Annotated in this window: 20 protein-coding genes; 2 read left to right on the top strand and 18 right to left on the bottom strand. The window is 49.7% G+C overall.

The window, feature by feature from the left end; genetic code table 11:
• Nucleotides 1-33: 33 nt before the first annotated feature.
• On the top strand, nt 34-1059 hold the full coding sequence (locus FCS96_RS17000; protein ID WP_138441571.1) for a hypothetical protein: 1026 nt from the start codon (nt 34-36) through the stop codon (nt 1057-1059).
• Nucleotides 1060-1061: 2 nt separating this feature from the next.
• Here FCS96_RS17000 and FCS96_RS17005 read toward each other — a convergent pair whose 3' ends face one another.
• The 16 genes from FCS96_RS17005 to prpD form a co-directional block, all read right to left on the bottom strand.
• Nucleotides 1062-2012 carry a glycosyltransferase gene (locus FCS96_RS17005; RefSeq protein ID WP_138441572.1) on the bottom strand — a complete coding sequence of 317 codons (951 nt, stop codon included), beginning with the start codon at nt 2010-2012 and terminating at the stop codon, nt 1062-1064.
• A 30-nt stretch (nt 2013-2042) separates the two neighbouring features.
• Nucleotides 2043-3428, bottom strand: coding sequence for a phenylacetate--CoA ligase family protein (locus FCS96_RS17010; protein ID WP_138441573.1), 1386 nt, complete (start codon nt 3426-3428; stop codon nt 2043-2045).
• Nucleotides 3416-4414: a polysaccharide deacetylase family protein gene (locus tag FCS96_RS17015; protein WP_138441574.1), complete on the bottom strand. Its 999-nt coding sequence runs from the start codon at nt 4412-4414 to the stop codon at nt 3416-3418. Before FCS96_RS17015 ends, FCS96_RS17010 begins: the two co-directional genes overlap by 13 nt.
• Nucleotides 4415-4436: 22 nt before the next feature.
• On the bottom strand, nt 4437-5339 hold the full coding sequence (locus FCS96_RS17020; RefSeq protein ID WP_138441575.1) for a glycosyltransferase family 2 protein: 903 nt from the start codon (nt 5337-5339) through the stop codon (nt 4437-4439).
• Nucleotides 5327-6667, bottom strand: coding sequence for a phenylacetate--CoA ligase family protein (locus FCS96_RS17025; protein ID WP_138441576.1), 1341 nt, complete (start codon nt 6665-6667; stop codon nt 5327-5329). Before FCS96_RS17025 ends, FCS96_RS17020 begins: the two co-directional genes overlap by 13 nt.
• Entirely contained in the window at nt 6664-7770 is a 1107-nt protein-coding gene (locus FCS96_RS17030; protein ID WP_138441577.1) for a glycosyltransferase, read from the bottom strand. The genes FCS96_RS17025 and FCS96_RS17030 overlap by 4 nt, the downstream gene beginning before the upstream one ends.
• The gene (locus tag FCS96_RS17035; protein WP_138441578.1) at nt 7767-8840 is read right to left on the bottom strand and encodes a glycosyltransferase; all 1074 of its coding nucleotides are present in this window, start codon (nt 8838-8840) and stop codon (nt 7767-7769) included. The genes FCS96_RS17030 and FCS96_RS17035 overlap by 4 nt, the downstream gene beginning before the upstream one ends.
• A 60-nt stretch (nt 8841-8900) precedes the next feature.
• Entirely contained in the window at nt 8901-10058 is a 1158-nt protein-coding gene (locus FCS96_RS17040; protein WP_138441579.1) for a glycosyltransferase family 2 protein, read from the bottom strand.
• A 20-nt stretch (nt 10059-10078) separates the two neighbouring features.
• Complete coding sequence (locus FCS96_RS17045; RefSeq protein WP_138441580.1) at nt 10079-11005, bottom strand: XrtA system polysaccharide deacetylase; 927 nt, start codon at nt 11003-11005, stop codon at nt 10079-10081.
• 50 nt (nt 11006-11055) lie between these two features.
• A complete protein-coding gene (locus tag FCS96_RS17050; protein WP_138441581.1) occupies nt 11056-12342 on the bottom strand; it encodes a surface lipoprotein assembly modifier in 1287 nt (428 codons plus the stop codon).
• Nucleotides 12335-13240 carry a P-loop NTPase family protein gene (locus tag FCS96_RS17055; protein ID WP_228264146.1) on the bottom strand — a complete coding sequence of 302 codons (906 nt, stop codon included), beginning with the start codon at nt 13238-13240 and terminating at the stop codon, nt 12335-12337. Before FCS96_RS17055 ends, FCS96_RS17050 begins: the two co-directional genes overlap by 8 nt.
• Nucleotides 13240-14760 carry an XrtA system polysaccharide chain length determinant gene (locus FCS96_RS17060; RefSeq protein ID WP_138441582.1) on the bottom strand — a complete coding sequence of 507 codons (1521 nt, stop codon included), beginning with the start codon at nt 14758-14760 and terminating at the stop codon, nt 13240-13242. Before FCS96_RS17060 ends, FCS96_RS17055 begins: the two co-directional genes overlap by 1 nt.
• 41 nt (nt 14761-14801) lie before the next feature.
• Nucleotides 14802-15506 carry an XrtA/PEP-CTERM system exopolysaccharide export protein gene (locus tag FCS96_RS17065; RefSeq protein WP_228264147.1) on the bottom strand — a complete coding sequence of 235 codons (705 nt, stop codon included), beginning with the start codon at nt 15504-15506 and terminating at the stop codon, nt 14802-14804.
• 2 nt (nt 15507-15508) lie between these two features.
• Nucleotides 15509-16921 (bottom strand): TIGR03013 family XrtA/PEP-CTERM system glycosyltransferase, encoded by a 1413-nt coding sequence (locus FCS96_RS17070; RefSeq protein ID WP_138441583.1) that lies wholly within the window; start codon nt 16919-16921, stop codon nt 15509-15511.
• 201 nt (nt 16922-17122) lie between these two features.
• The gene (locus tag FCS96_RS20250; RefSeq protein WP_228264148.1) at nt 17123-17878 is read right to left on the bottom strand and encodes a PEP-CTERM sorting domain-containing protein; all 756 of its coding nucleotides are present in this window, start codon (nt 17876-17878) and stop codon (nt 17123-17125) included.
• Nucleotides 17879-18063: 185 nt separating this feature from the next.
• Nucleotides 18064-19548 carry a 2-methylcitrate dehydratase gene (prpD, locus tag FCS96_RS17080; RefSeq protein ID WP_138441584.1) on the bottom strand — a complete coding sequence of 495 codons (1485 nt, stop codon included), beginning with the start codon at nt 19546-19548 and terminating at the stop codon, nt 18064-18066.
• A gap of 295 nt (nt 19549-19843) precedes the next feature.
• Between prpD and FCS96_RS17085 the strand changes: the two genes are divergently transcribed.
• On the top strand, nt 19844-20584 hold the full coding sequence (locus FCS96_RS17085; protein WP_138441585.1) for a THxN family PEP-CTERM protein: 741 nt from the start codon (nt 19844-19846) through the stop codon (nt 20582-20584).
• A 73-nt stretch (nt 20585-20657) separates the two neighbouring features.
• Here FCS96_RS17085 and prpF read toward each other — a convergent pair whose 3' ends face one another.
• Both prpF and acnD read right to left on the bottom strand, forming a co-directional pair.
• Entirely contained in the window at nt 20658-21836 is a 1179-nt protein-coding gene (gene prpF, locus FCS96_RS17090) for a 2-methylaconitate cis-trans isomerase PrpF (protein ID WP_138441586.1), read from the bottom strand.
• A complete protein-coding gene (acnD, locus tag FCS96_RS17095) occupies nt 21833-24430 on the bottom strand; it encodes a Fe/S-dependent 2-methylisocitrate dehydratase AcnD (protein WP_138441587.1) in 2598 nt (865 codons plus the stop codon). The genes prpF and acnD overlap by 4 nt, the downstream gene beginning before the upstream one ends.
• Between the last annotated feature and the right edge of the window lie 31 nt (nt 24431-24461).

Raw genomic sequence — 24461 nt, forward strand, 5'->3', positions numbered from 1 at the left:
TCACCACACAAGAGACCCCAAGGTAATTTTACGATGGTCAACAATAAACACTTTTTTTTAATGTCACTATTTTTGACATCAACTTTACTCCTATCGACAGACGCTCTCTCGGTTCCCAAAGTTACTGAAATTCAAGGCGAAATCAAATCCGGAGGAAGCTTGGTAATTCGAGGAAGTAGCTTTGGGAGTCTGAGTTCAGACTATACAAGTCTATGGGATACTGTCGACAACCAAAGTGCTTTCGACAATCTCAAGCATGGCTCGGTTGTCCCTGAGAACGTAGGCCCGTGGACACGAAATGGCAACCCCTGGTCGAATCTAATGACCATTTCCACCGAGTCGGGAAATCGTCACAAGAGGTCGTCGGCCCACTACTTCGGAATAAAGAAAGCTTTTTTAGGTGTTCCTAGAGCTTTCGATAACGCGTCAAACCGCAACATCTACGCAAGCTGGTGGTTTTACGCGAGCTACGATATTGATAGGTACGAGGGACACAACAAGCTAATAAGATTGTGGGACGATCTTGACGGTACGAAAACTAGAATCTCTTGGACACAGATACTTCTCGGAGCATACGGTGACACCGTATGGGGGGACTGGGGAGGCAATGATGGTTCGTGGAATCTATTGGAGGTCTTTGCCAACGCCGATAAAGGAACTATCGATGTATGGACAAATGGAAAAATTGTGCATTCAGTGGCTAACTACCAAAAGGAATCATCGTCCGAGGGAATGACTGTTTGGTTGATCGGTTTTGACCCAAACTATGACGACTATACAAACTTGGAAATTCGATTAGATGACATTTTTGTTGCAAGCTCTCCGGCTCGCGTGGAATTATCAAATAGCTCCACTTGGAAAGGAGCCGGCAATCGACGTGAAATTCAGCCCGCTACATCTTGGAGTTCTAGCAAAATTGAAGTGAATCTTAATTTAGGTCAATTCGACGCGCAAGAGAACCTGTATATCTACGTAATTGACACCGATGGAAACGTAAACAGCAACGGGTATCCGATCTGTCCTTTGTGCCCTGTAAGCCCAGATCTTGAATTAAATTAGATTCACCTTTTTTGGATCATTAATCGAAGGTAGCTTCGTAACAACCCAAAGCTTCTTGCTAGCAAATACAAAAAATTTAAAATAGTGTACTGGGAAAACAAAAGAACATTGACCCCCCTTTTGTATTTAACGTGACGATATATTGTTAATAGTAACGCAAGAAGCACCGAGCCAATGAATAATAATAAAGCCATTTTCTTCGGCCAATCAAACACTAAAGCTACAGAGCTTAAGACGATTAACAAAAGATACAGATGCACAATCAAAAAAATCGGATCATTTTTACTTTTTGTGCTCTTTAAATAATCGCTTGATTGCCAAATCTGTCTTTTTAAAAACTCTTTTATTGATGATGGGTAACCCAAATGCATAACCCCGACAGCTGACGACAATAGTAACTTTTTTCCAGACTCTATTATCTTTCTAGAAATCTCAGTATCTTCCCCTGCTAATATCTGTTCGTTAAATCCGCCAACCCGAAAAAACATACTCCTCTCAATGAAAAAGCTGCCTGTGCTCAGAATATTCACCCTCCTTATTCCCAAATCATTTTTTTTAAAACCCCACGCTCGCTGAACCCAAGTGGCATTTTTAGGCACAGAGCACTGTCCGCCCACTGCTCCAACCTCCTCTGAAGCAGTTAATAGCCCCACGCCACTTTCTAACCAATCGGTATTCGCGACGCAGTCTGCGTCAATAAAAGCAAGGTAATCTCCAATGCTCGCATCCACGCCCGCATTTCTTACTCCACCAATAAGCAATCCATCCGCATTAACAACTCGCACACCAACATTTTTGACAATATTCCTAGTGTCATCAACCGAGCCATTATCCATAACGATAACTTCAAATCTATCTCTCGGATAGGTTTGAGACTGAATACTTTCTATACACTTCCCTATATTTATCTCTTCATTGTAGGCAGGAATTAAAACAGACACATACGGCTTCATTGGTTTTACCTATATAACCTGCGGCGAGTTTTACACTGGTTTAAAAAATGACTTCACTGGCCTAAATTTACCATTCGGTTCGTTTCTAATTTTTTCAACCTCGATGATGTTTACGCTCACAGAGTGACCAATTCTTTCCACGACCTCTGAACGTATCAAGTCTCGATGAAAACCTCCATATCCAAAATCTGGAACAACGTATATATTTACAGTACCATCTTTTTCCTGAACTACTTGAGAGCCCGCTATACACTTATCACTGCGAAAGATTGGGCTCATTCTACCAATTGATCGGCCATCTTTTGTATAAATGACGTCATCCACTCGCCCTTCCAGACTCTCTAAAACTTCAAATCCCGGATAACCAGGATCGGCAGAATCCGACTTTATGATTCTATCACCAACTCTGTATCTAATGAGTGGCATAGCCCGATTAACAAGACTTGTTGCCAATATCTCTCCTTCTCCTACTTTAGATATAACTCCTTTTTCATCAATCACTTCAGTTATCGCATGCTCTGGATGCATCAACATTTTACTTTGGTTATTCTCTGATCCGAAAAATGCCATTTCCGTACAACCATACTGATTGATCAATTTTCCTTTAAAAGCCCTTTTTACCTCTTCCCGTTGATACGGCATGAGTGTTTCAGCTGTCGGCATAACCAAAAGAGTTTCTATCGGTTCCAACCCTTTCTCATTAATAAACCTAGCCACCCCATAAATACTCGACGCATAGCCAAACACCTCCTTTGGACGAAACTTTTTGATCTTTCGATAATAATGAATCAAATTATCATTTGAAATGTGAAATGACGACATTATCAAATTTCTTTGTGTCGCATCATATACCCAAAATGGTGGGCTAGAAGTACTTGACTTTATTATAACTCGGCCAAGAAAAGTGACACGGCGAGCATTTTTCTCAACTCCATACCACTTTCTGAGCCTAGTGAAAAATGCGTAGTGAAAAGTCCTAGAATCAGCATCAACATATATTTTGACTGGCTCTCCAGTGCTACCACTTGTACTATGCACAATTAATTTACGTATATTATATTCATTCGATACAAAACACTCTGGATTTTTTCTAACCGTCTCTTTATCTAGAACAGGAAATAGATTTAATGAATCAACAGAAACGATGTCAGACACTTTAATACCATTTATAAGCGCCCAATCTCGATAAAATGGTACGTTAGAAATAGCACTTCTCGCAATTTTAATGAAAGCATTTTCTTGCAATTTTATTGTTTGCTTTTCATCCAACTGCTGAGTGTTAAAAAGAAAATTCTCATAAAATCTAGATCGCGGCCCATACCTTTCTCTATATATCTTTACCCCATACGCACTGACAAAAATATTTTTTAACAGACATGGCGATGACAAATATATATTTTTTATTATTTTATGCATTTTATTACCCGCCTAGAAAAATCTGACCAAATGTAAGACAGCCCATAAACGTTTTTTTCGAACAAAGACAGGCTTTGGGTTCCAGGATACCGATTTATTTCGAGCGGATCTTTCAAGGGCAACAAGTCCGGATATGCAACTATGGCATAATCATATCCACCCCTAACAATGCAATGCTTTATATATGAATTGAAGTCACTTTTTGTGCCATTTGGATAACAAAATGAATTCGCCTCAAAACCTAAATTATCAAATATTAATTGTTTTGATTTGTTAATCTCAAAATCTAGCTCTGTATCGTCTAATTTCGTCAAAATAGGATGACTATGAGAATGACTTCCAATATCCAGACCTTGTGAAACCATGACTCTTATCTGGTCCCAGCTCAAAGCCTCATAAAATTTGGGGGGGAAAGTTGGTTTATTTACGCCTAGCTCGTCGAATAGCCAATCTATCAATGTGTTCTTTTTTTCATTTTCAAGTGTCAAACAAAAGTTGGCTAACTGATGCCATACTTCATCTTTGTTTTCGGATATCTCAAGCTCTCCATAAAATGGCACATATAAAGATCTTTTATTAGAATGATTTAGTACGTATTTTATCTTGTCGGGCCATAGCCAAAGCTCTCGATTTACAAATCCCGTCGTAATAAATAAAGTAGCAGCCACATCTTCTTGCATTAAAATCGGCCATGCATATTCAGAAAAATCTTTATAGCCATCATCAATCGTAACAACCACCGCATTATTAGGAACCTTTCCTTCCTGGCTGGCTTTCATTAACTGGCTAAATGTGAGCGGGTTGAAGTGATTTTTAATTATGCAAATCTGTTTTCTGAAAGAATCTGCAGAGACAGAATCTACCCCTCCGTTCTCAGAAACTCTATGATACATTATAATTTTTGGATGCTTTCTAGAAATAAATTTCGCAAACTTTAAACCACCTAATAACCGTATAAGATGATAAGCTCTTTTGTTAAATTTCATAAAAAACCTTATGGCTTTTCAATTAAATTCGCCTAAGCAACAGCTTGGCCAATGATTTCCAAGCCGGGTAATAAAATAAATCGCACATCACACCTTTTAGTGACCATACCAATGGCTCAAAAAATATTCTTTCAGAGCTTGCTATGGAAATCGCCTTACTTGAATACATATCCGACCACGCTCTCGATTGTAGTCTATTTGAGACTATCCCTGGATTATTTTTGAAAAACTTTCGAAGTATTATGATGGCATTTTCATATCGACCACGATAATTATTAGACATTTGCCCGGGCCACACACGGTAGATATAAGTCGTTTCAGGTAGGAATTCAAACTGCCAATGGAGTGAAAGTCGAAGCCATAAGTCCCAATCGATTCCCATTGGAAGATTTTCATCAAAGTATCCACAGTCTTGAAAACATCTTTTTCTAACTACTGCTGTTCCGAATGGAATAAAATTCTTGATCAATAGTTCTTTTATTACTATTCCCCTGTAGCGCTGGTATTGAATCAACTTATTAACTTTTTCGCCATTCGGCCCTACATAAGAAACGTCACTATAGACTACGCCAATTTGATCTAACTCAAATAGTGGCATTTGACGTTGTAACTTATCACTTTGCCAAAGATCATCTGCATCACAGAACGCAAGAAAGTCTCCCGAAGAGCTTTTTACTCCCAAATTCTTTGCTTTCGGTTGGCCGCGGTTTTCTGTTCGTATATATCGCACTCTTTTATCCCCGTAAAATCTTTGCATCTGATGCTCTGTGTCGTCTTCTGAACCATCATCTACAACGATTACTTCCAGGTTTTTCCAAGTTTGAGCCAACACTGACTCTATAGCCGCTGGCAGGTATTGCGCCATGTTGTATGTGGCGATAACCACACTCACTAAAGGTTCGGACTGTTCATTTACACTTTGCATATTGAAAACCGGTATTTACCTGAAAGTTCTTGAGGGATGCTGGACATATCAACGATGTCCAGTGCCACGCGTTCATCGAAAACTTCACGCATAGCGTCTAACAGCAATGAATCTGTCTGCTCAGTGAAATCACTTCCTTTAACCCGGTTAACAATTACACGGTCGAGTCGGTCTTGCACTAGCTGCATCTGCTCAACGCCTGCCACCTTGGTTAACGTCCGCTCTACTAGGGATATCCCTGCAACCTGGCCGCCATCGGGGAGTTTCAAAAAGTCCGCTACTCGGCCTTCCAGGCGCTCCAGTATTGGGAATCCGCGGCCGCAGGCACAGCTCTTTTCCGAATACACACCCATATCTTCAACACGATAACGAATTAGCGGCATGCCACGATTGTTGAGATCCGTCACCACAATTTTTCCAGGCTGCCCCGGCTTTACTGGCTGATCATTCGCATCCAAAAATTCAACGAACACGTGTGTGAGGTTGATATGCATCCCCCTGTGACATTCGCATTCACAGGCGATCAGCCCAACCTCCTCACAACCGTAGCGGTTGGTTACTTTACATCCGAACGCCTCTTCAATAACGGTGCGTTCGTGCTCTAACAGCATCATGGAGGTAGCTACGATACCCTTGGGTCGACAATCGGTGATCTGATTTGCCCTCAGGAATCGAGCGAACAAATAGATAGAGTGCGCATGTCCGAATACTGCGCCTGGGCGATCCCTCCGCCAACGGTCCACAAAAGCCGTCATGGATTCATCGCTCAGGTTCATCGTGTCGAGGTAGATCACACGGTCCAGCAGACGAAGACGTAGCTTCTGAGTGAACGATTTCGGGACCGGTGGGTTGCCCCAAATCGACGCTTTCTTCAGGCCGAGATCCCAGCCCGACCAGCGGTCCGATAACAACTGGGCAGCGTTGCGCTTTTCCTGACACGCCTCGTCAAAATAAAGGCTGAGAGAAACGCCGGTCGAGCCTCCGGTTTTTGCAGACACCAACCGATTTTTGTCGTATTTATCGCTGATAAATCGGTTGGTGTGATTCCGGATATCCTGTTTTGTCGTGACGGGAATCCGCTGGAAATCGACGTCCGTTCGGATATCTTCCGGCTTCACGCCACAAGTGGCAAAGACTTCTCTGTAATAAGGGCTGTGCCTGTGTGCGTATTTCAGGAGCTCCTGCAGGCGTTGCCATTGCAATTGACGCACCTGTTCCTGAGGCCACCATTGCTGCTCTTCGAGGTTCTTCCATTCCTGGAGGCGCTGACTACGGTCCTTCAGATCCCACAATGGATAGAATAGATGTTTGGACAACGCTTGCATCATGAGTCCATCGCCTCGGGTGCTATGCGGTCGTATACGTCAACATGCTGGTTTAGCATATTGACAAGCGAGTAACGTGAATGGATATGCTCCTGGCCTGCTTTACCCATGCGAGCCCTTAAATCTGGCCTGCTCACTAAGTGGCCGATCCGCTCGGCGAGGGCCGAAATATCCCCAACTGGTACGAGATAGCCGCTAACGCCTTCCTCCACTATTTCCGGATTACCGCCTGTTCGGCTGCACACTACGGGCTTCGCACATCGCATGTATTCGATAATGGCATTCGAGAACCCCTCCGTCTCTGAACAAAGGACGGCTATATCAAAGGCCTGGATATGTTGCTCAGGATCGGACTGACTCCCGAGAAGAAATACTCTGGACTCAATGCCAAGCTCTCGGACTTTCTCGAGGTAGGGCTTCTGGTCGCCGCCCCCTACTACCCGGAGCTCGACATCCAGTTCATCAGATACCAAGCGGGCGACCGCTTCAATCAGATCGTGAATACGCTTGATTGGACGCAAATTGGCAACGATGCCTATAACAATCGGGCTGTTATCTGCTGTTCTCGTTGAGTTGGTAATCTCGGACAGGCGAGGTGCCTCTGGATAGCCGTTATAGATAACACGCAGCCTGTCCGCTTCGATTCGTTCCTGTTGAGACGTTATGTCAGCGACAGCCCGACTGTTGCAGATCGCAGCGCTTACCCATCGCCCCGTCAACCTCAGGGCCTGAAGATATTTTGGGGTATACCAGAACCCCATATCACGCCTGGAGATCACGGTTTTCAAACCCACGAGACGCATCATGGGCGGACAAATTACAGAGGCATCATTGAAGAACACATGCACAAGCGGAATACCCTGGAGTCGTAGCACTCTGGCGTATCGGTATACCCGCCACCAGCTCTTCGGGCTTGAGAGACTCCCCACACCCAAATGTTCAACCGGTAACGGGAAGTCGTCGGTTAGGCTGTAATCGGTACTCCGAAATACGGCGAACCGAATACTCCAGCCGCGTTCCATTAACCCTTTGACCAGTTTAAGAACCTGGCTCTCGGTGCCTGCGTAGGGATTTTCGTAACGATCCATGATGATGGCCAGCTTCACGTCAGCACCTGTCGGTAGATATTCAGATAGTGCTCCATCATCGCCCGGCCGGAAAAATCCTCCTCCACCCGTTGCTTTGACCAGCGGATTCGAGACTCTGTGGTGCTACGATCGTTAATCGCTGCTATCAAAGTATCCGCCAGGGCTAAAGGTGATTCGTAACGAAATACTAGGCCCCCTTCCCCTTGGCCCAACACGTTTCCTATCTCACCGACATCACTTGCCACGACAGGAACACCCAACGACATAGCCTCTAGCAGCGCTATGGGCAACCCTTCTGTGAGAGATGGTATGCACAAAACACTGGCCCGTTTCATCAAGGAGGCTACCTCGGCAACATAGCCAGGTAATCGGACATGGTTAGTGAGCCCATAATCGGCGATCTGTTGTTCCAGCCTTGGCCTCTCTCGGCCTTCCCCAACGATGATCAGGGCCGAATTGGGGTATTGTGAGTGGAATTCCCTGAACGCATCGACAAGCCGATCGAACCCCTTTTCCGGTGAGAGCCGACCAACTCCTAAAATCAACGGTCCGCGATCCGGAAGGAAGGTATCAAGCATTGGAAGCAAGGGCGTTGCTGCGGCTTGGCAGGTGGACACGGTATTAAGGCCATTCATAATCACCGATACCCGATTTGATCTGGCGAGTCGCTTGGGGATTTGGAATCGAATGGCCTCGGATACGAGAACAACTTGACGCATCTGAGCTAACACCAGTCGGTCCAGCCCCTCGTACATCCACGCTTTGGTGAATCGGCGTGCACGAACATACCCATGCAAAGTGGTAATGAGCGGTATCTTACGAAGCGATTCCGGCCACATTCCCATCAATACGTTGAATTTGTAGCCATGTGAGTGCATCAGTTGGTACTCTTCCTGACGTGCCCACCGAATGAGTTCCTGCGCCCCCCACAGATTAAAGCCGGGTGCCATTCGCCACGCCTTTACCGGCAGACCAAGCTGGCGTGCTTCAACCTCCAGGGGTTTTTCTGCCAGTTCGGGCTCACCAGCGCTCAAGATCATGGGAGAGAGTCCCATGGCGACCTGCTCACGCACCAAGGTGAGCAGCATCCTCTCGGCGCCGTATAACCCCCCGCTATCAATAAGATGAAGAATTTTCACTTTAGTCGACTACCCCCTCCTTGGGTTCCAAACAACTCTCTTCTCACCTTTCAGGAAAGCCCACAATGCCCGGGAAGAAGCGATATTTAGAAGAAGGAAGTAGTAAGGAACGGAATAGAAGAATGGAAGATTCCGACCTTTACCCTCATTGATCCGACCGGCCCATCCCAAGCCGTAAAAAACCACCAATCCCAAAAAGCATAATCCGTAGAATCCACCCCGTGGCGCAAGTAAGACGCTCGCCACCGTCAAAGACAGCAAAGGAATAAACGCCAAGTACCTGAGCAACTTATGGGAAATCATCTGCAGGGCAAAAACCCCATAGCGAAATGGATTCATCAGGTGCGCCATATCTTTCAGTGCCCATAACGCCCGTAAACTGACTCTGACTCGCATGCTGAATTCACTGTCGGCATCCTGATTGGCGTGCTCCTGCAACAGTGCTCTTGGGTCGTAGATGACCCGGTAGCCTTGCTCTACCACTTTAAGGGGTTGTACGAAATCAGGTAATTGGTCCGGGCGCAGGCGAACGTGCAGGTCCTTGCGCATGGCATCGATGCCACCATCTACACCAACAATCGAGCCCAGGCGGGTCTCAGATTCCCGAAGACTATTTTCGTACTTCATGTACGCGCTGCAGCCGTCGCCGACGAGTGATCCATCCTCGTTCACATACACCATTTTGCCGGTCACGTACCCCACTTCAGGATCGGCGAAATTGCTCACCAACCTGGCAACGGCCTGCTTATCCCACTGGGAGTTGGCGTCGGAAAACAGAATGATCTCGCCTCGGGCCTGGGGCATCAGCGTATTCAGGCCGGCAGTTTTGCCCTGTCGGGGCGTCTGGCGAATCAGTCTCATCGGACAACGGGAGGTTTGCGCAATCTGCAAGACAATGTCGTCAGTTCCGTCATCAGATTCATCGGATACCACCATGATCTCCAACAGATCGGACGGGTAGTCCTGTTCCAGCTTGTTGGTCAGCGTGCTCCCGATCTCGGCGGCTTCGTTATACGCTGCGATCACGATGGTGACTGAGGGTCGGTAAGTATCGTCACGGTGGAGTTGAACGGAACGGAATGCAGCAAACAGGCGGATAACTAGCGGGTACCCCACATAGATGTAAATTAGCAACAACAGTGACAGCCAGAAAACGGCATTTAACATGGTCTATCTTCCGTGACACGTCAGGACGTCTTCAACGCAGTGCCGGGCACCACATTGCATTTAATTGCATGGCTCGATAACTCATCGCTATTGTGTTCCAGCACCCCCTGGTTTCGGAGCACATTGCTCATGGTCGTAAACCGGAAATGCCCAAGCAGCCGACTCAAGCGCTTTTCACACACATCGAGGTTGTTGTAATGCCGGAACCGGGACAGCCATTTCACATCAAGCCGCGGCTGACCGGGATCCACTTCCCAGGGGTGAAGGTAGAACACAAAAGGCTGGCCCTGACGATTGATGGAACCCAACCCCCACCGGCTAAACCAGTACGGGAACAGGCGAAAATAACCACCACCGGCAATGGGTAGTGTATAGCCGGGAAACTTCAGGGTACTCAACGGAAACTCCGCCAGCTCATAGCCTTTGTCGGTCGTTAAACGGTGCGGCCAGCGCGGTGTTCCAGGCATGCCATAGCGGTCATGGTGTACTGGAAAAATGGAGGAATCCCAAGTGAAGCCTTCCTCAGCGAGAATATCCAATGCCCAGCGCGACTGGTTGGTGATGGAGTAACTGGCAGCCCGGTAGCCGGTTACTCCCACGCTAAGTATGTCCTCGAGAATGGCTTTGGAACGCCTGGTTTCTTCGTGAAACACGGCCGGTGTCTGGTTGTAAATCAACTGATGACTGTAACCATGGCTGGCGACTTCGTGGCCGGCATTTGCAATATGTCTGACCAATTGCGGTGAACGTTCGGCGACCCAGCCAAGAATAAAGAACGTTGCTTTAACTGAAGCGTTATCAAAAAGCCTCAAAAGCCGGTCCGTGTTGGCCTCGACCCGATATTCCATGGAGGGCCAGTCGTCGTACTTTACTGCCTCTGCAAGGGCTGCGACCTGAAAGTAGTCTTCCACGTCGATCGTCAGCGCGTTATCGATTCCTTCCCTCATGATCGAAGCCTCCTTTCACCCCTAGCACCTAGCACCCAACCATGCAGCAGTTAACGGAATCGGTACTCGATGCCCAGTTGTACCCATGTTTCCCTGAACTCCCGACTCGGGACATCACTGTCCTTCTGCTCGTGCCCCACCTGCCCATACACTTTGAGCTTGCGACTCATCAGGTAATCCAAACCCAGTTCAAGGTTAGTCCTCTCGTCGTCCGAGTCATCCTGCTCGTACTTCGAGTACCGATAGCCAATTCCTGTATAGGCCTTCAACACCTCGCTCAATGGCCTGGAATAGCGCAGATCCAGGCCAGCCGATTCTTCAAGTTCGTCAGTCTCCAACAGGTCTGTCCGGTTCACGAAAAGCCTTGCGTTCAGGCTGCTTCGGTCGGAAAACACCTTATCAATCCCGGTCGACAATGCCGTTGTTTCAACGCTTATGCTCTCATTTAGGTTGAACTCAAATTCGTCAAACCGAAGATCAAAGCTGGAAGTTCTGTCTGTCAGTTCCCTTGCGGCCTTGAGATACCAGTTGGTACTCGGATTGATGGCCCGTGTCAGTTCCAATTCACCAACAATTCCATCGTTGGTTTCGGAGTTGCTGCCAAAGTTGGTCTCAATTTCGCTGACCCCGAAGGCACCTGATACAACGGTGGTTGGCCAAGCCTTGTTAAACGTTGCCTTCACGGTTTCTACGTCGATATCGGCACCAGAATCGAGCTCGGTGCGACTGGCAATGGCCGAAATACCGCCGCTCAGTGTCTGGGTGATCAGGCGGGTCCAGGCAATGGAGCCAATGTATCGTTCGCTGTCGATCTCATCGGGTTCGCTGAATTCGGTATTCTCGTATTTAGTATCAAAGGCGATCGAGTTCGCACTACCCAGACGCAAGATATAGCGGGGGCCAGTGCTGAACAGGTTCTTTCTTGTTCTGTTTTCTGGAGTCTGAGTTTGAGTGGTGTCCTGGCTGACTTCACGGAGATTATTGTTGAGGTTCCAAAAAAGGCCTGATGCCAGCTCGCACTGGCTTTCGAGATCCAAATTGGCGTCGGTTTCACTACGGTAGGCATCGTCGAGCCAGGTGGAATAGCCCAATGTGCCTCCAAAGCTGGCATTGCATCGGCCAGGTCCGGAAACGTAAGTTGCCGTCACATAGGTCCGGCTCTCCTGATCGCTGCTCTCATTGGTTGCCGCTTTTCTGGCGTTGTCGCTATGCCGGATAGACTGGCCACCGATCACCTCTAGCTGGGCTGCGCCCACTACGGGCGCAAAAGCAAGCGCGAAAGCAAAAATGGTCAGGCTTGTGGTGCGGAGTATCCCTTCTCCCGTTGCCTTAGCCATTGATGACTGCTCCAACAAACTTATCTGGATCAAAAGCTGTTGCCGCCTGCTCCACCGCTGCGGGTGTTATTTTTCCATGGGGCACAACCAGCATTCCGAAATCACAAAGCTCAGTGAGAATACGTGCATCCGGGCTTCCTGAGATCGGTGCCGTATCGAGGACGACAAAGCGATCCGGATATCGTCTTCGTACTGCCTGCAGAAATTGCTTCATACGAAATGATGTAAAGAACTCGGCCGGGGTCTCCCGGCGGCTCCCCGCAGGGATCAACCTCAACCTGGGGATTCCCGTCGGATAGAGAATCCTCCCGATGTCATAGTCCGCGTCTTCCAGGTAGTCTGTCAGGCCCGACTCCGGCAGTACGTCAAGTCGGCTATGCAAGGAAGGGTCCCGCAGATTGCAGTCAATGACCAAAGCCGTTTTTGCCTGGTCAAATGAAAAAGCGGCTGCAAGGTTGAGTGCAACAAAGGAGGAGCCTGCTGCGTCAGAAGCACCGCTAACCACCAGAGTAAAATTGTTACCCCCAGAGAGCTCCAGCAACTTTGTTCGGAGGTCCCTGAATTTGTTAACCAGACTTCTATTGGGTGATTCCGGGTAGATAATTCGACGCTCATCAAGATCATCGGGCATAAGCCTGCGGGGCTCCTGCATGCGCACGATTTGCTTACTGATGAGGTACTTGTCGACTGCACCGGTGCCAAGCTCCAGGGAACTTGGCACCAGCAATTGAGAGTCATCCGATTCTATATGGCCGAGTTCTTTTTTGAGTTTTTCCTTCCGACGTCCGAAGAACTCATGCTCCTCAACGTCGGAATTGCGTTCATTACGCCCGCCTTGTCGCTTGCGCTTTAATTCAGGCGCACTTTCTCCAACATGGTCGTCCTTCCAGTCCGACATCAAATGACTCCAAATTGGGCAGCAACAACCGCAGTTAAATACGCTAAAATGGCAAGCACTGCGAAAATACTGATGAGTACCGTTACCTTCCTGTCTCGTCGTTTTTCGAAGGGCGTTCGAACAAAAGGAATTTCCACCAACACCGGTAGACCGATATCTTCTTCCAACTGCTTTTTCGCACGGATTCTTGGATCAATTTGCAGATATCCAGCGATCGTCCCCAACGGCGCTAACAAGCCGAGAAAGAGCCCGGCAGCCGCAAAGTTTGAAAACTGGGGTCCGGTTGGCTGATTGGGGAATTGAGCGGATTCATTGATTCGGTAGTTAAGCCCTTGCCCCTCAATGTCCAGATGCATCGAGACCCTGGCCTTTTCTCGACGTTTAAGTAGATCGTCGTAAATCTCGCGGTTTACCTCCATGTCACGAGTCAGCTCCAGATATTGCGCTTTGTTTTCCTGAATACGCTCCATTCTAGTATTTTGTTGCTGAATCAAACGCTCCAGGGACGATATGCGCGTGTTGGCAGTAGCGACATTGGCACGGGCTTCCGACAAAGCTGCGCTTAGCTCCTGAAAAACAGGATTCACGGCGCCCTCTCGTTCAAGCAGAGCGTTAGAATCCTCACGCTGTCCAGAATTCTGTTCACGCTGTTTTCGAAGTTCAGCAATCTGCTCCCTTAGGATGACGATATCTGGATATGTGTCATGATATTGAAGTCGCAGGCTGTCAAGGCGCTCTTCGAGAGCTCTGATCCTCTCACGGTAACCGTCTTCCGTTTTACCCCGCATGACGGTCTGACTGACACCCGACAGTTGAGTCTGCAGCGAACCAACGCGGGCTACCAGTTCTTCTTTTTCAAGTTTTGCCAACTCCAGCTGGTTTCGGAGCTGCGCCAGGCGAGCATTGGCCTCAGCCTCAGTGCCATCGGTGTTTTCTGAAAGAAACTGCCTGAGACTGTTTTCTACTTCAGTGAGTTGAACTTCATAATTTTTAACCTGCTTATCGATGAAATCATAAGCACTTTGGCTTTCTGTTCTTTTTCTTTGGTTTGACTCAGCGATGAAGAGCTGCCCCAGACGTTGAGCAACGTGAAACGACTCCACCTGCGAGGGGCCAGAGAATCCAACACTGAAATAGCTATCGCCCCGAGGTTGAACGAACATACCGCCACGAATACGGGCTATACGTTGCTCTACGCTTGCTGAGGCCATTGAAGCATTCGGGAACACTGAGGGGTCCCTAGCAATCTTCTCAATAACATTCCGTGTCATGAGGAGTTCCTTTGCAGCGGATGCCCGATCATTGATCTTTGTAGTCACGGCACGCCCTTCCATGAGTGGGCCAATGATGTTGCGATCATCCACGAAAATGACGACTTCAGATTTATACTTGTAGGGAAAGAAAAAACCCGCACCCAGAACCGCAAAGCTCACTAACACAAACATGAGAAAAGCAGCCCATTTTCGATCCCGGAGCTCTCGAAGAATTTCATTCGGCAAATGCGAAAGGGGTAAAGCCATAATCTCACCTGGCTGGCATCATTCTCGACCAATAATATTTGTTAAAAATTGCGTTCAGGTACTGACAGAATATCGCCCGGCCGCATCGGGTAGTTCGTCCGGATTCGCCCTTTGTTCAATATGTCGTCCAGCATGATTGGAATGGCTACAACTTCACCCTCGAATTTCCGGTACAGCATCGTGTTGTTCAGTGCAGCAAATTCGTTTGCTCCACCCGCACTCAGGAACATATCCAACACGGTCATACCACTCCTGTGCGGAATCGATACCGGTTGACGAACCGCGCCGGTAACTCGAACCCGGTCAGTAAACTCATGACTACCCATGGAAGTAACCACCACGCTTACCTGTGGCTCACGTATGTACTGAGAAAGTGAGTCTCGGATAGCAGTTGCCAACTGCTCAGGCGTTCTCCCGCTGGCCCTCACATCGCCAACAAGGGGCACAGAAATCTTTCCATCAGGGCGAACTGGAACCGAAATACTTATATCCTGATTGCGCCATACAGAGACGCGAACCACATCAGTTGCACCGAGGATGTACTGATCAACGCTGTCCCGGACGTCTATCGCCAACGCGCGTTGAATTTTTTCCGGAGACGAAGAGGTTGGTGTAGCGCATCCGGTGAGCACGGCTGCCACCATTGCGAAAATTATCAGTCCTATAGGGAAATGCGTCCGTGACATTTTAATACTCTCTTTTTTAATCCCTGCTGAGTTCCATGTTTCGGGATGGCTGGATCCCAAAACTACCTTGATCCTTTCTTGAACAAAACGACTTCCACTGTTTGAATTATAATCAACAAATCCAGAAGCAGGCTTTGATTTTTGATGTAATACAAGTCATAGCGAAGTTTTTCGCGAGTATCTTCTTCGCTGTCAGCGTAGGCGAAACACAGCTGCGCCCATCCAGTTATTCCCGGCTTCACCCTATGGCGTTCATTGTAGTAGGGGATTTTTTTTGCCAGGTCATCTACGAATACCGGGCGTTCAGGCCTCGGACCAACGAAGGCCATCGTGCCGTTGAGAACATTGAAAATCTGAGGGAGCTCATCAATTCGCACTTTACGGATAAACTCCCCGACGTGTGTAACGCGGCTATCGTTTTTTTGGGCCCACACCGCGCCGTGTTTTTCTGCATCTGCGCGCATGGAACGGAACTTGTGCACTTTGAATAGCTTCCCATTCAGGCCCACGCGTTCTTGGCTATAAAAAATCGGAGCACTGAGACCATCCTCAATTTTGATAGCGATTGCGGTGAGAAGCATCAGGGGCAACCCAACAATTAGCAATAAACCAGATGCCAACACATCCAGTGCGCGCTTACCAAAGCCAGACACTGTCGACACAGTGAAACCATCTGAAAAAACAAGCCAACCATGACTGATCATTTCAAGAGCCACTTTACGGGATTCGCTTTCGTAGAAATTGGCGCCCTCCACAATGCGGACACCTTCCATCTTACATTCCAGCAAATCATCCATTGGCAGGTGCTTTCGACGATCATCAGCCGCAACCACAATCTCATTAATCCGGTGTTTCAAGGCATACTGGCGAAGCGAATAAGGCGGCTGCACGAGGTGCTCTGCTTCTATTTCCACGGGCTCGTCTGGAATCGGCACGAAACCCTGTAACGTAAATCCCTTCCGGCTGAGAGGAGATTGCAAATCCTCAAGTAACTGCCGGGCACGGGAGCCCGCGCCTAGAACAAGTACTCTCCTTTTAAAGGTTTCCTTGCCAACCATCGCAAAGAACAGAGTTCTGGCAATGCCCAATAGGAAGAACCCGAACACCGATGCTGTGGTCAGCACATCACTCGTACCCAGGTACCACAACCATTTGGGTGCGATTAAATAGGACAGGCCGGATAATGGCAGGCTTATGATCAGCGACATGATGGTGCGTAACATCATGCCCGTCATGCCTTCTTCAATTCGAGACTGGTGGACTGCCAGTGCAATCATTACCAGAAGGTTGAAAAAGCCAAATACAATCGCCGCAGGCAGCACATATCCGATGTTCTGAGCGAAGAAAGATACGTCTCCAAAAAAATGAAAAAAAACCGTAAGACTGAACGCAAGTACCAGTACGAGGAAGTCAATCAGACCCAGGATGATGAAAGGTAAGTGAATGTAGTGCCTGAACAATCTGACGTGGGCCACGTCGACTCCTTGTGCCGTTGATACTAATCCGTCAAGCGTCTTGCATCGGAATTCCTACTCTTTTGGAAGTGTAATCCAAAAGCTGCAAACCTCAATCGGTCACTGGTTGGCCTAGCGCTCACATAGGTGTAAAGTTTTCTGACAGAAAAAAACCCCTAAAACAGGGGTTTTTATGGAGGTGACACTCAGGTCACATTCATATCATTGGGCGCGGCGGCGTAAGAAGCCGATACCCATCAAGCCCAATCCCATCAAAGCCAGTGTCCCAGGTTCGGGCACCTTGCCAATGGTCACGTTATCAATACCAAAACCATCATTATCGTGGTTTGAACGGAATGCCAGGCTCGCAATCGCTACGTCGCTAATGAAGCCTAAATAGTAGGCCGCTCCATTAGGCTGAGCACCTGTGAAAATGTCGTTCAGGTTGTACGTTACGGCTGATTGGTCCTCAAGAATAATATCGAAAATACCGCCGACATCATTGGGATCTGTAATGTAGAAGCCAACCGCTTTGTACATCCCCGCAATGGAGAACTTCATTTCCCTGGAGTCCATGCTATCAAGCCAGTTCTTATTACCTGTTTCGTCGGGCATGGGGAAACGTCCCCCGAAAGGACTGGTGGCCGCATTAAGCACCGCAAGGCCAGCGGTACAACTGAACCCGTCGTCGTTACAGGCAGCGCTGCCATTGTCACCTGCCACCAGCTGTTCAAAGCTGCCAACAGATGTATTGATAACAGGGGACTGACCGGTTGAGTCGGAGGCTGCAGTAAATCCCTCGAATGTTTCAGTTGCTGAAGCTGTTAAATAAGAGAAGAACTGGGCTTCGGCTGCCTCTGCTGCCGCCTTTCCAGGCCCACTGACAGATACATTAATCAAGGCCGCATTAGCTGTGGCGACTGATAGGGCTGATATTAGTGCAATCCCTGCGAACTGCGCTGCGATAGCATTTTTCATTTGAGCTCCCTTGCTTTGCCCTGTTATTTGTTGAGTGGACAGATAAAAGGAAGCAAGTACGAGGCCAATTATTTTTTTATATACTTTTCAATTGCCTATATATTAACTTGGCAACGCATGTAAAATTTCTCGACGCTTCTGATGAAAAGTAATCCTTAATTAAATGCCGAAGATCCAAAACCTGATTACATTTTTAGAAGCTCAAGCAGTTCGTTTACTTGCAAACATTCCAACTTCTTTTGGTCTTGAAATACATCAAAAATGCGATCACATCTTTGCGATGGAAACGTTGTTTCAAGGCTGTGTCTGAACTTTTCCTTCAATAGAGGAATCCCCTGCTCACGGCGCCGCCGGTGACCCAGCGGATACTCCACGGTCACTTGCTTGGTGTGGCTTCCATCCTTGAAAAACACCTGGATTGCGTTGGCAATCGAACGTTTGTCAGCCTCGAGGTACTCTCGAGTGAAGCGTTCGTCCTCAACCACCTCCATTTTGTTTCGGAGCTCGTCAATGACCGGATGCCCCTCGTGGAAGTCATTCTCATAGTGTTCCGCAGTCAACTGGCCAAAGATTAGTGGCACCGCAGTCATGTACTGCAGGCAGTGATCCCGATCGGCCTCATTGGCAAGTTTCCCGACCTTGGAAATGATGCGTATCGCGGACTCGTGGGTAGTAATAACAATTTTGTCTATATCTTGCAGTCGATCCCGGACCTCAGGATGCAGCAACACCGCTGCTTCAGCTGCCGTCTGGGCGTGGAACTCCGCCGGGAACGAAATCTTGAACAAGACATTTTCCATTACATAAGAACCAAACTCCTGCGGAATCGAAAATTTTCTCTGAGCGTCAGGCTTCAATTTTTGGTCCCTATTGGTTTTGCTGAACAACACATCGTAAAACCCCCATTGAGGGGCGGTGAGAGCTCCAGGTATGCCCATCTCACCCCGCATGGCGATATCAGCCAAACGCACTGCTCGGGAAGCCGCATCCCCAGCGGCCCAGGATTTTCTGGATCCAGCATTGGGCGCGTGCCGGTAGGTTCTCAGGGCTTGCCCATCAACCCAGGCGTGCGAAAGGGCCGAAAGAAGCTGCTCACGACTGGCACCAAAAAGCTTCGCAACCACGGCAGTGGATGCAACCTTTACCAGCACCACATGATCCAGCCCCACACGATTAAACGAATTCTCCAATGCCAATACACCCTGAATTTCATGGGCCATAATCATGGCTTCCAAAACGGTTCGCGTTGTGAGGGGCGCTTTGCCCTCAGAAATCCTCTTTTGGGAGAGATGATCAGCAACCGCGAGTATCGCACCGAGGTTGTCGGAAGGATGGCCCCACTCAGCTGCAAGCCAAGTGTCGTTGAAGTCCAGCCAACGAATTACGCAGCCGATATCCCAAGCCGCCTTCACCGGATCAAGACGGAATGAAGTTCCAGGTACCCTGGCTCCATGGGGGACAATCGTTCCTTCAACTATCGGACCAAGGTGTTTGGTGCACTCCGGAAAACGCAGCGCAAGTAGGCCGCAACCAATCGTGTCCATCAGGCAGTAGCGTGCGGTATTCCACGCTTCTTCGCTGTCAATCTGGTAGGTGAGCACATAGTCCGCGATTTTCTGCAGAACCTCGTCGTAATCCGGTCGCTCGTTGAGATCAAAGGTTTGTGACATGGTAGCGGCTCCCTGATTCGGTTTATCTAGCTTTAAAGCTTAGCCTATACAGTCAAACCACCTGCACACTCGGACCCACGCCTATTGATCGGTTAACTAGTGTCTAAATTCTTTACAGCAAATAGAGGCCAGTCGCCCCCAAACCCCACCATAACCTCATAAGATGCTGATTTAAAATAGTTTTATAAATCTGGCGGGTTCCTTGCTCGATATAGATATCCGAAGCTCAAGCGCTCTTATTCAACTGGAGAGCCAGTGGTATTGATGTTTAACCTGAGAACTGGGAAGCCAAATCATGAAAAAAATAATCGTTTCGATGACAGTTTTGATTTCGACACTTTTTTTCGCGATGCCCGCCTCTTCAGTAGCGATACACACCACGGACGTTAGCGGGATCTGGACCGCTGCTACCCCGGGATCCCCCAGCGTTTCCGGTATCGGCACCGATACCATTAAATGGGGAGTGCCAACCTATCGCAACGGGCAAAGTGGCTATCACTTTGAGGGGTACGCACCGCCGAGTTTCGAGATTGAAGAGAACACCATGTTTGCTTTGGGCAAGTTTCTGCATTTCAATTACCCAATTACTGGCGCAAGTCTGCAAACGGCTTCTTTGCGCGTTTCAACCACACTTCTGATCAATGGGGTGTCAAAGACAATCGATTCTGTGTTCGATTTTGAACACTGGGAAACTCGCAATCATCCAATAGGAGAGATATGTGCCAATGGCGCCGCTAACGGCGTTGGTCTGAATTATTTTGGGTGCGCCGACCGGGTAACATTCAGCCGAAATGAGGGAGCTTCCGAAGAGTTCGTTGTCGGAAACATGGCCTACTATCTCGATATATCGGGCTTTTTTTACAATCGCGAGTTAGCAACCGAGTTTTGGACCAAGGAGAAACGAGAGAATGAAGCTTTTCTTGGAGGCCTTATTAAGACGCGAACCTTCCAGGTTACAGAGCCCTCCACGCTGGCGCTGTTCGGACTGGCTCTGCTGGGATTTGGTGCTCGACGCAGATTACGCAAATGCTGCTGATGCGCAAGGCTAGGAGGTTAATTACAAAAAGGCTGGTCTGGAGACCAGCCTTTTTCGTTTCAGCGTTCAACGTCTAAAAGGAATCTCTTGGCACTCTCACCCAACCCTCCATCAGGATTCGGGCACTGCGGCTCATGATTGCCTTGGTCGCCGTCCACTGACCATTCACTTGGCTTGCCTCTGCCCCCACACGCAAGGTGCCCGATGGGTGACCAAAGGTGACATCGGTGCGATCACCCCCGCCGGCGACCAGATTCACCAGCGTACCCGGTACTGCCGACGCCGTCGCAATCGCAACCGCAGCGGTTCCCATCATGGCGTGGTGAAGCTTGCCCATGGACAACGCCCGCACCAGTACATCGATGTCATCGGCGTTAATCTGCTTACCGCTGGACGCCACATAGTTTACCGGCGCTGCCACAAACGCCACTTTCGGGGTGTGTTGCCGGCTGGCCGCCTCGTCCACATGACCAATCAGGCCCATCTTGACCGCACCATGGGAGCGAATGGTCTCGAACATCGCCAGGGCCTTGGGATCGCTGTTGATCGCATCCTGCAATTCGGTACCGGTGTAGCCAATATCTTCAGCGTTGACGAAGATGGTGGGGATACCGGCATTGATCATGGTGGCGCGCAGAGTTCCGACACCCGGAACCTCCAAATCATCGACCACGTTACCCGTGGGGAACATGGCCCCGTCGCCATCAGCCGGGTCCATGAATTCCACCTGGACCTCGGCGGCGGGGAATGTCACCCCGTCCAGCTCAAAATCACCGGTTTCCTGGACTTCACCGTTGGTAATCGGTATCTGGGCAACAATGGTTTTTCGAATGTTCGCCTGCCAGATTCGAACCGTGCAAAAGCCATTCTCAGGAATCCGGTCCTGGGACACGAAGCCGCCATTGATGGCAAAGGCACCGACGGCAGCGGTCAAATTGCCGCAATTGCCACTCCAGTCCACAAACGGCTTATCGATCGATACCTGCCCGAACAGGTAGTCGACATCGTGGTCCGGCTGGGTCGGCTCGGCCAGGATCACGGTTTTACTGGTGCTCGAGGTTGCACCGCCCATCCCGTCGGTCTGTTTCTGATACGGATCCGGACTGCCGATAACTCGTAGCAGCAGCTTGTCCCGGGCTTCACCCGGAACACGAGCTGCCTCAGGAAGATCCTGAAGCCGGAAGAACACGCCCTTGCTGGTACCGCCACGCATGTACGTGGCGGGAACTCTTACCTGCGCTGGATGGCTCATGCGGCACCCTCCGCCTCCAGGAAGTCCTGGGCAAACCGCTGCAAAACCCCGCCTGCGGTATAGATGGAGAGTTCCTCGGCGGTATCCAGGCGACAGATCACCGGAACATGCTCGGTGCTGCCGTTCTTGCGATGAATAACCAGCGTCATCTCTGCTCTCGGCGCGGCAGCACCTTCCACGTCGTAAGTCTCGGTGCCATCAAGCGCCAGGGTCTGACGGGTCGTGCCTTCTTCAAACTGGAGTGGCATAACGCCCATACCCACCAGGTTGGTGCGGTGGATTCGCTCAAACCCTTCCGCAACAATGGCTTCAACGCCCGCCAGGGCGACGCCTTTGGCCGCCCAGTCACGGGAGGAGCCCTGACCATAGTCCGCACCGGCAATGATGATCAACGGCTGTTTACGCTCCATGTAGGTTTCGATTGCTTCCCACATGCGTGTCACTTTGCCTTCGGGCTCAACTCGCGTCAGCGAGCCTTGCTTCACATTGCCATTTTCATCCCGAACCATTTCATTGAACAGCTTCGGGTTGGCAAAGGTAGCGCGCTGTGCCGTGAGGTGGTCCCCCCGGTGGGTTGCGTAGGAGTTGAAATCCTCCTCCGGAACGCCCATTTTGTGCAGGTATTCACCGGCCGCACTGTTCATCAGAATGGCGTTGGACGGTGACAGGTGGTCGGTGGTGATGTTATCCGGCAGAATCGCCAGCGGCCGCATTCCCTTGAGCGCCTTTTCACCGGCCAGTCCGCCTTCCCAATAAGGCGGGCGGCGGATGTACGTGCTCTGCGGACGCCACTCGTAGTTCGGATTGGTGTTGGCGTTAGCATCACGGGTAATGTCGAACATCGGAATGTAGGTGCTGCGGAACTGTTCCGGCTTAACACTAGATTTCACGATGGCATCGATCTCTTCATCGCTGGGCCAGATGTCTTTCAGAGTGACCGCGTTACCTTCCTGATCGTAACCCAGGGCATCCTTTTCAATATCGAAGCGGATGGTGCCGGCGATCGCATACGCGACAACCAGTGGCGGCGAAGCCAGGAACGCCTGCTTGGCGTAGGGGTGGATACGGCCGTCGAAGTTACGGTTGCCGGACAGCACAGCCGTTGAGTAGAGATCACGATCAACGATTTCCTGCTGAATCTTCGGATCCAGCGCACCACTCATGCCGTTGCAGGTAGTACAGGCAAAGGCGACAACGCCAAAGCCAAGATTCTCCAGCTCAGGCAACAGCTCGGCTTCTTCCAGGTACATCTTGACCGTTTTGGAGCCCGGTGCCAGCGAGGACTTCACCCAGGGCTTTCGGGTCAGACCCAGCTTGTTCGCGTTACGGGCGATCAGGCCGGCGGCCACCATGTTTCTCGGGTTCGAGGTGTTAGTGCAGCTGGTGATGGCGGCAATGATGACCGCACCATCCGGCATTTTGCCCTCTTCCTGTTCCCATTCACCGGCAATGCCCCGCTTGGCCAGCTCGGAGGTGGGCAGATGGGCGTGGGGGTTGGAAGGCCCGGCCAGGGTGCGCTCAACTTTGGAGAGGTCAAAGGTCAGAATCCGCTCGTATTCGGCGGCCTTCAGGCTCTCGGACCAGAGGCCCGTGTGCTTGGCATAATTCTCGACCAGCGCAACCTGATCATCTTCGCGGCCAGTCAGTTTCAGGTAATCAATGGTCTGGCCATCGATGTAGAACATGGCGGCGGTTGCACCATATTCCGGCGTCATGTTCGAGATGGTCGCGCGATCGCCAACCGTCAGGCTGTCGGCGCCCTCGCCAAAGAACTCAAGGTAGGCACCGACCACCCGCTCCTTACGCAGGAATTCAGTCAGGGCCAGAACCATGTCGGTGCTGGTAATGCCCGGGCGCAGCTTGCCCGTCAGCGCAACACCCACAATGTCCGGAAGCCGCATCATGGACGCACGGCCGAGCATAACGCTCTCAGCTTCCAGGCCCCCAACGCCTACGGAAATGACGCCCAATGCGTCGACCATTGGAGTGTGGCTATCGGTACCCACACAGGTATCCGGAAACGCAACACCGCCGCGTGATTGCACCACCGGAGACATCTTCTCCAGATTGATCTGGTGCATGATGCCGTTGCCCGGTGGAATCACGTCCACGTTTTCGAACGCGGTCTTGGTCCAGTTGATGAAGTGGAACCGGTCGTCATTGCGACGGTCTTCTACTGCCCGGTTCTTTTCAAACGCGTCTTTCTCGAAGCCTGCGTGCTCAACTGCCAGAGAGTGGTCGACGATCAATTGCGTTGGCACGACCGGATTAACCTTGGCCGGGTCGCCGCCCTTCTCCGCAATTGCGTCCCTGAGCCCAGCCAGGTCAACCAGGGCCGTCTGACCAAGAATGTCGTGACAAACCACACGGGCCGGATACCAAGGGAAGTCCAGATCCCGCTTGCGCTCGATCAGCTGTTTCAGGGAATCGGTCAGCATCTCTGGTTCGCAACGGCGCACCAGCTGCTCTGCAAGAATCCGCGAGGTGTAAGGAAGCTTTTCGTAGGCGCCCGGCTGGATGTCCTCAACAGCCTGGCGGGTATCGAAATAATCCAGGTCGGTGCCCGGAAGCGGTTTGCGGTAGTCAGTATTCATGGCCAGAAACTCATATCAGAAAATCGAAGGT

This window comes from Marinobacter alexandrii (assembly GCF_005871205.1).
GTDB lineage: Bacteria > Pseudomonadota > Gammaproteobacteria > Pseudomonadales > Oleiphilaceae > Marinobacter > Marinobacter alexandrii.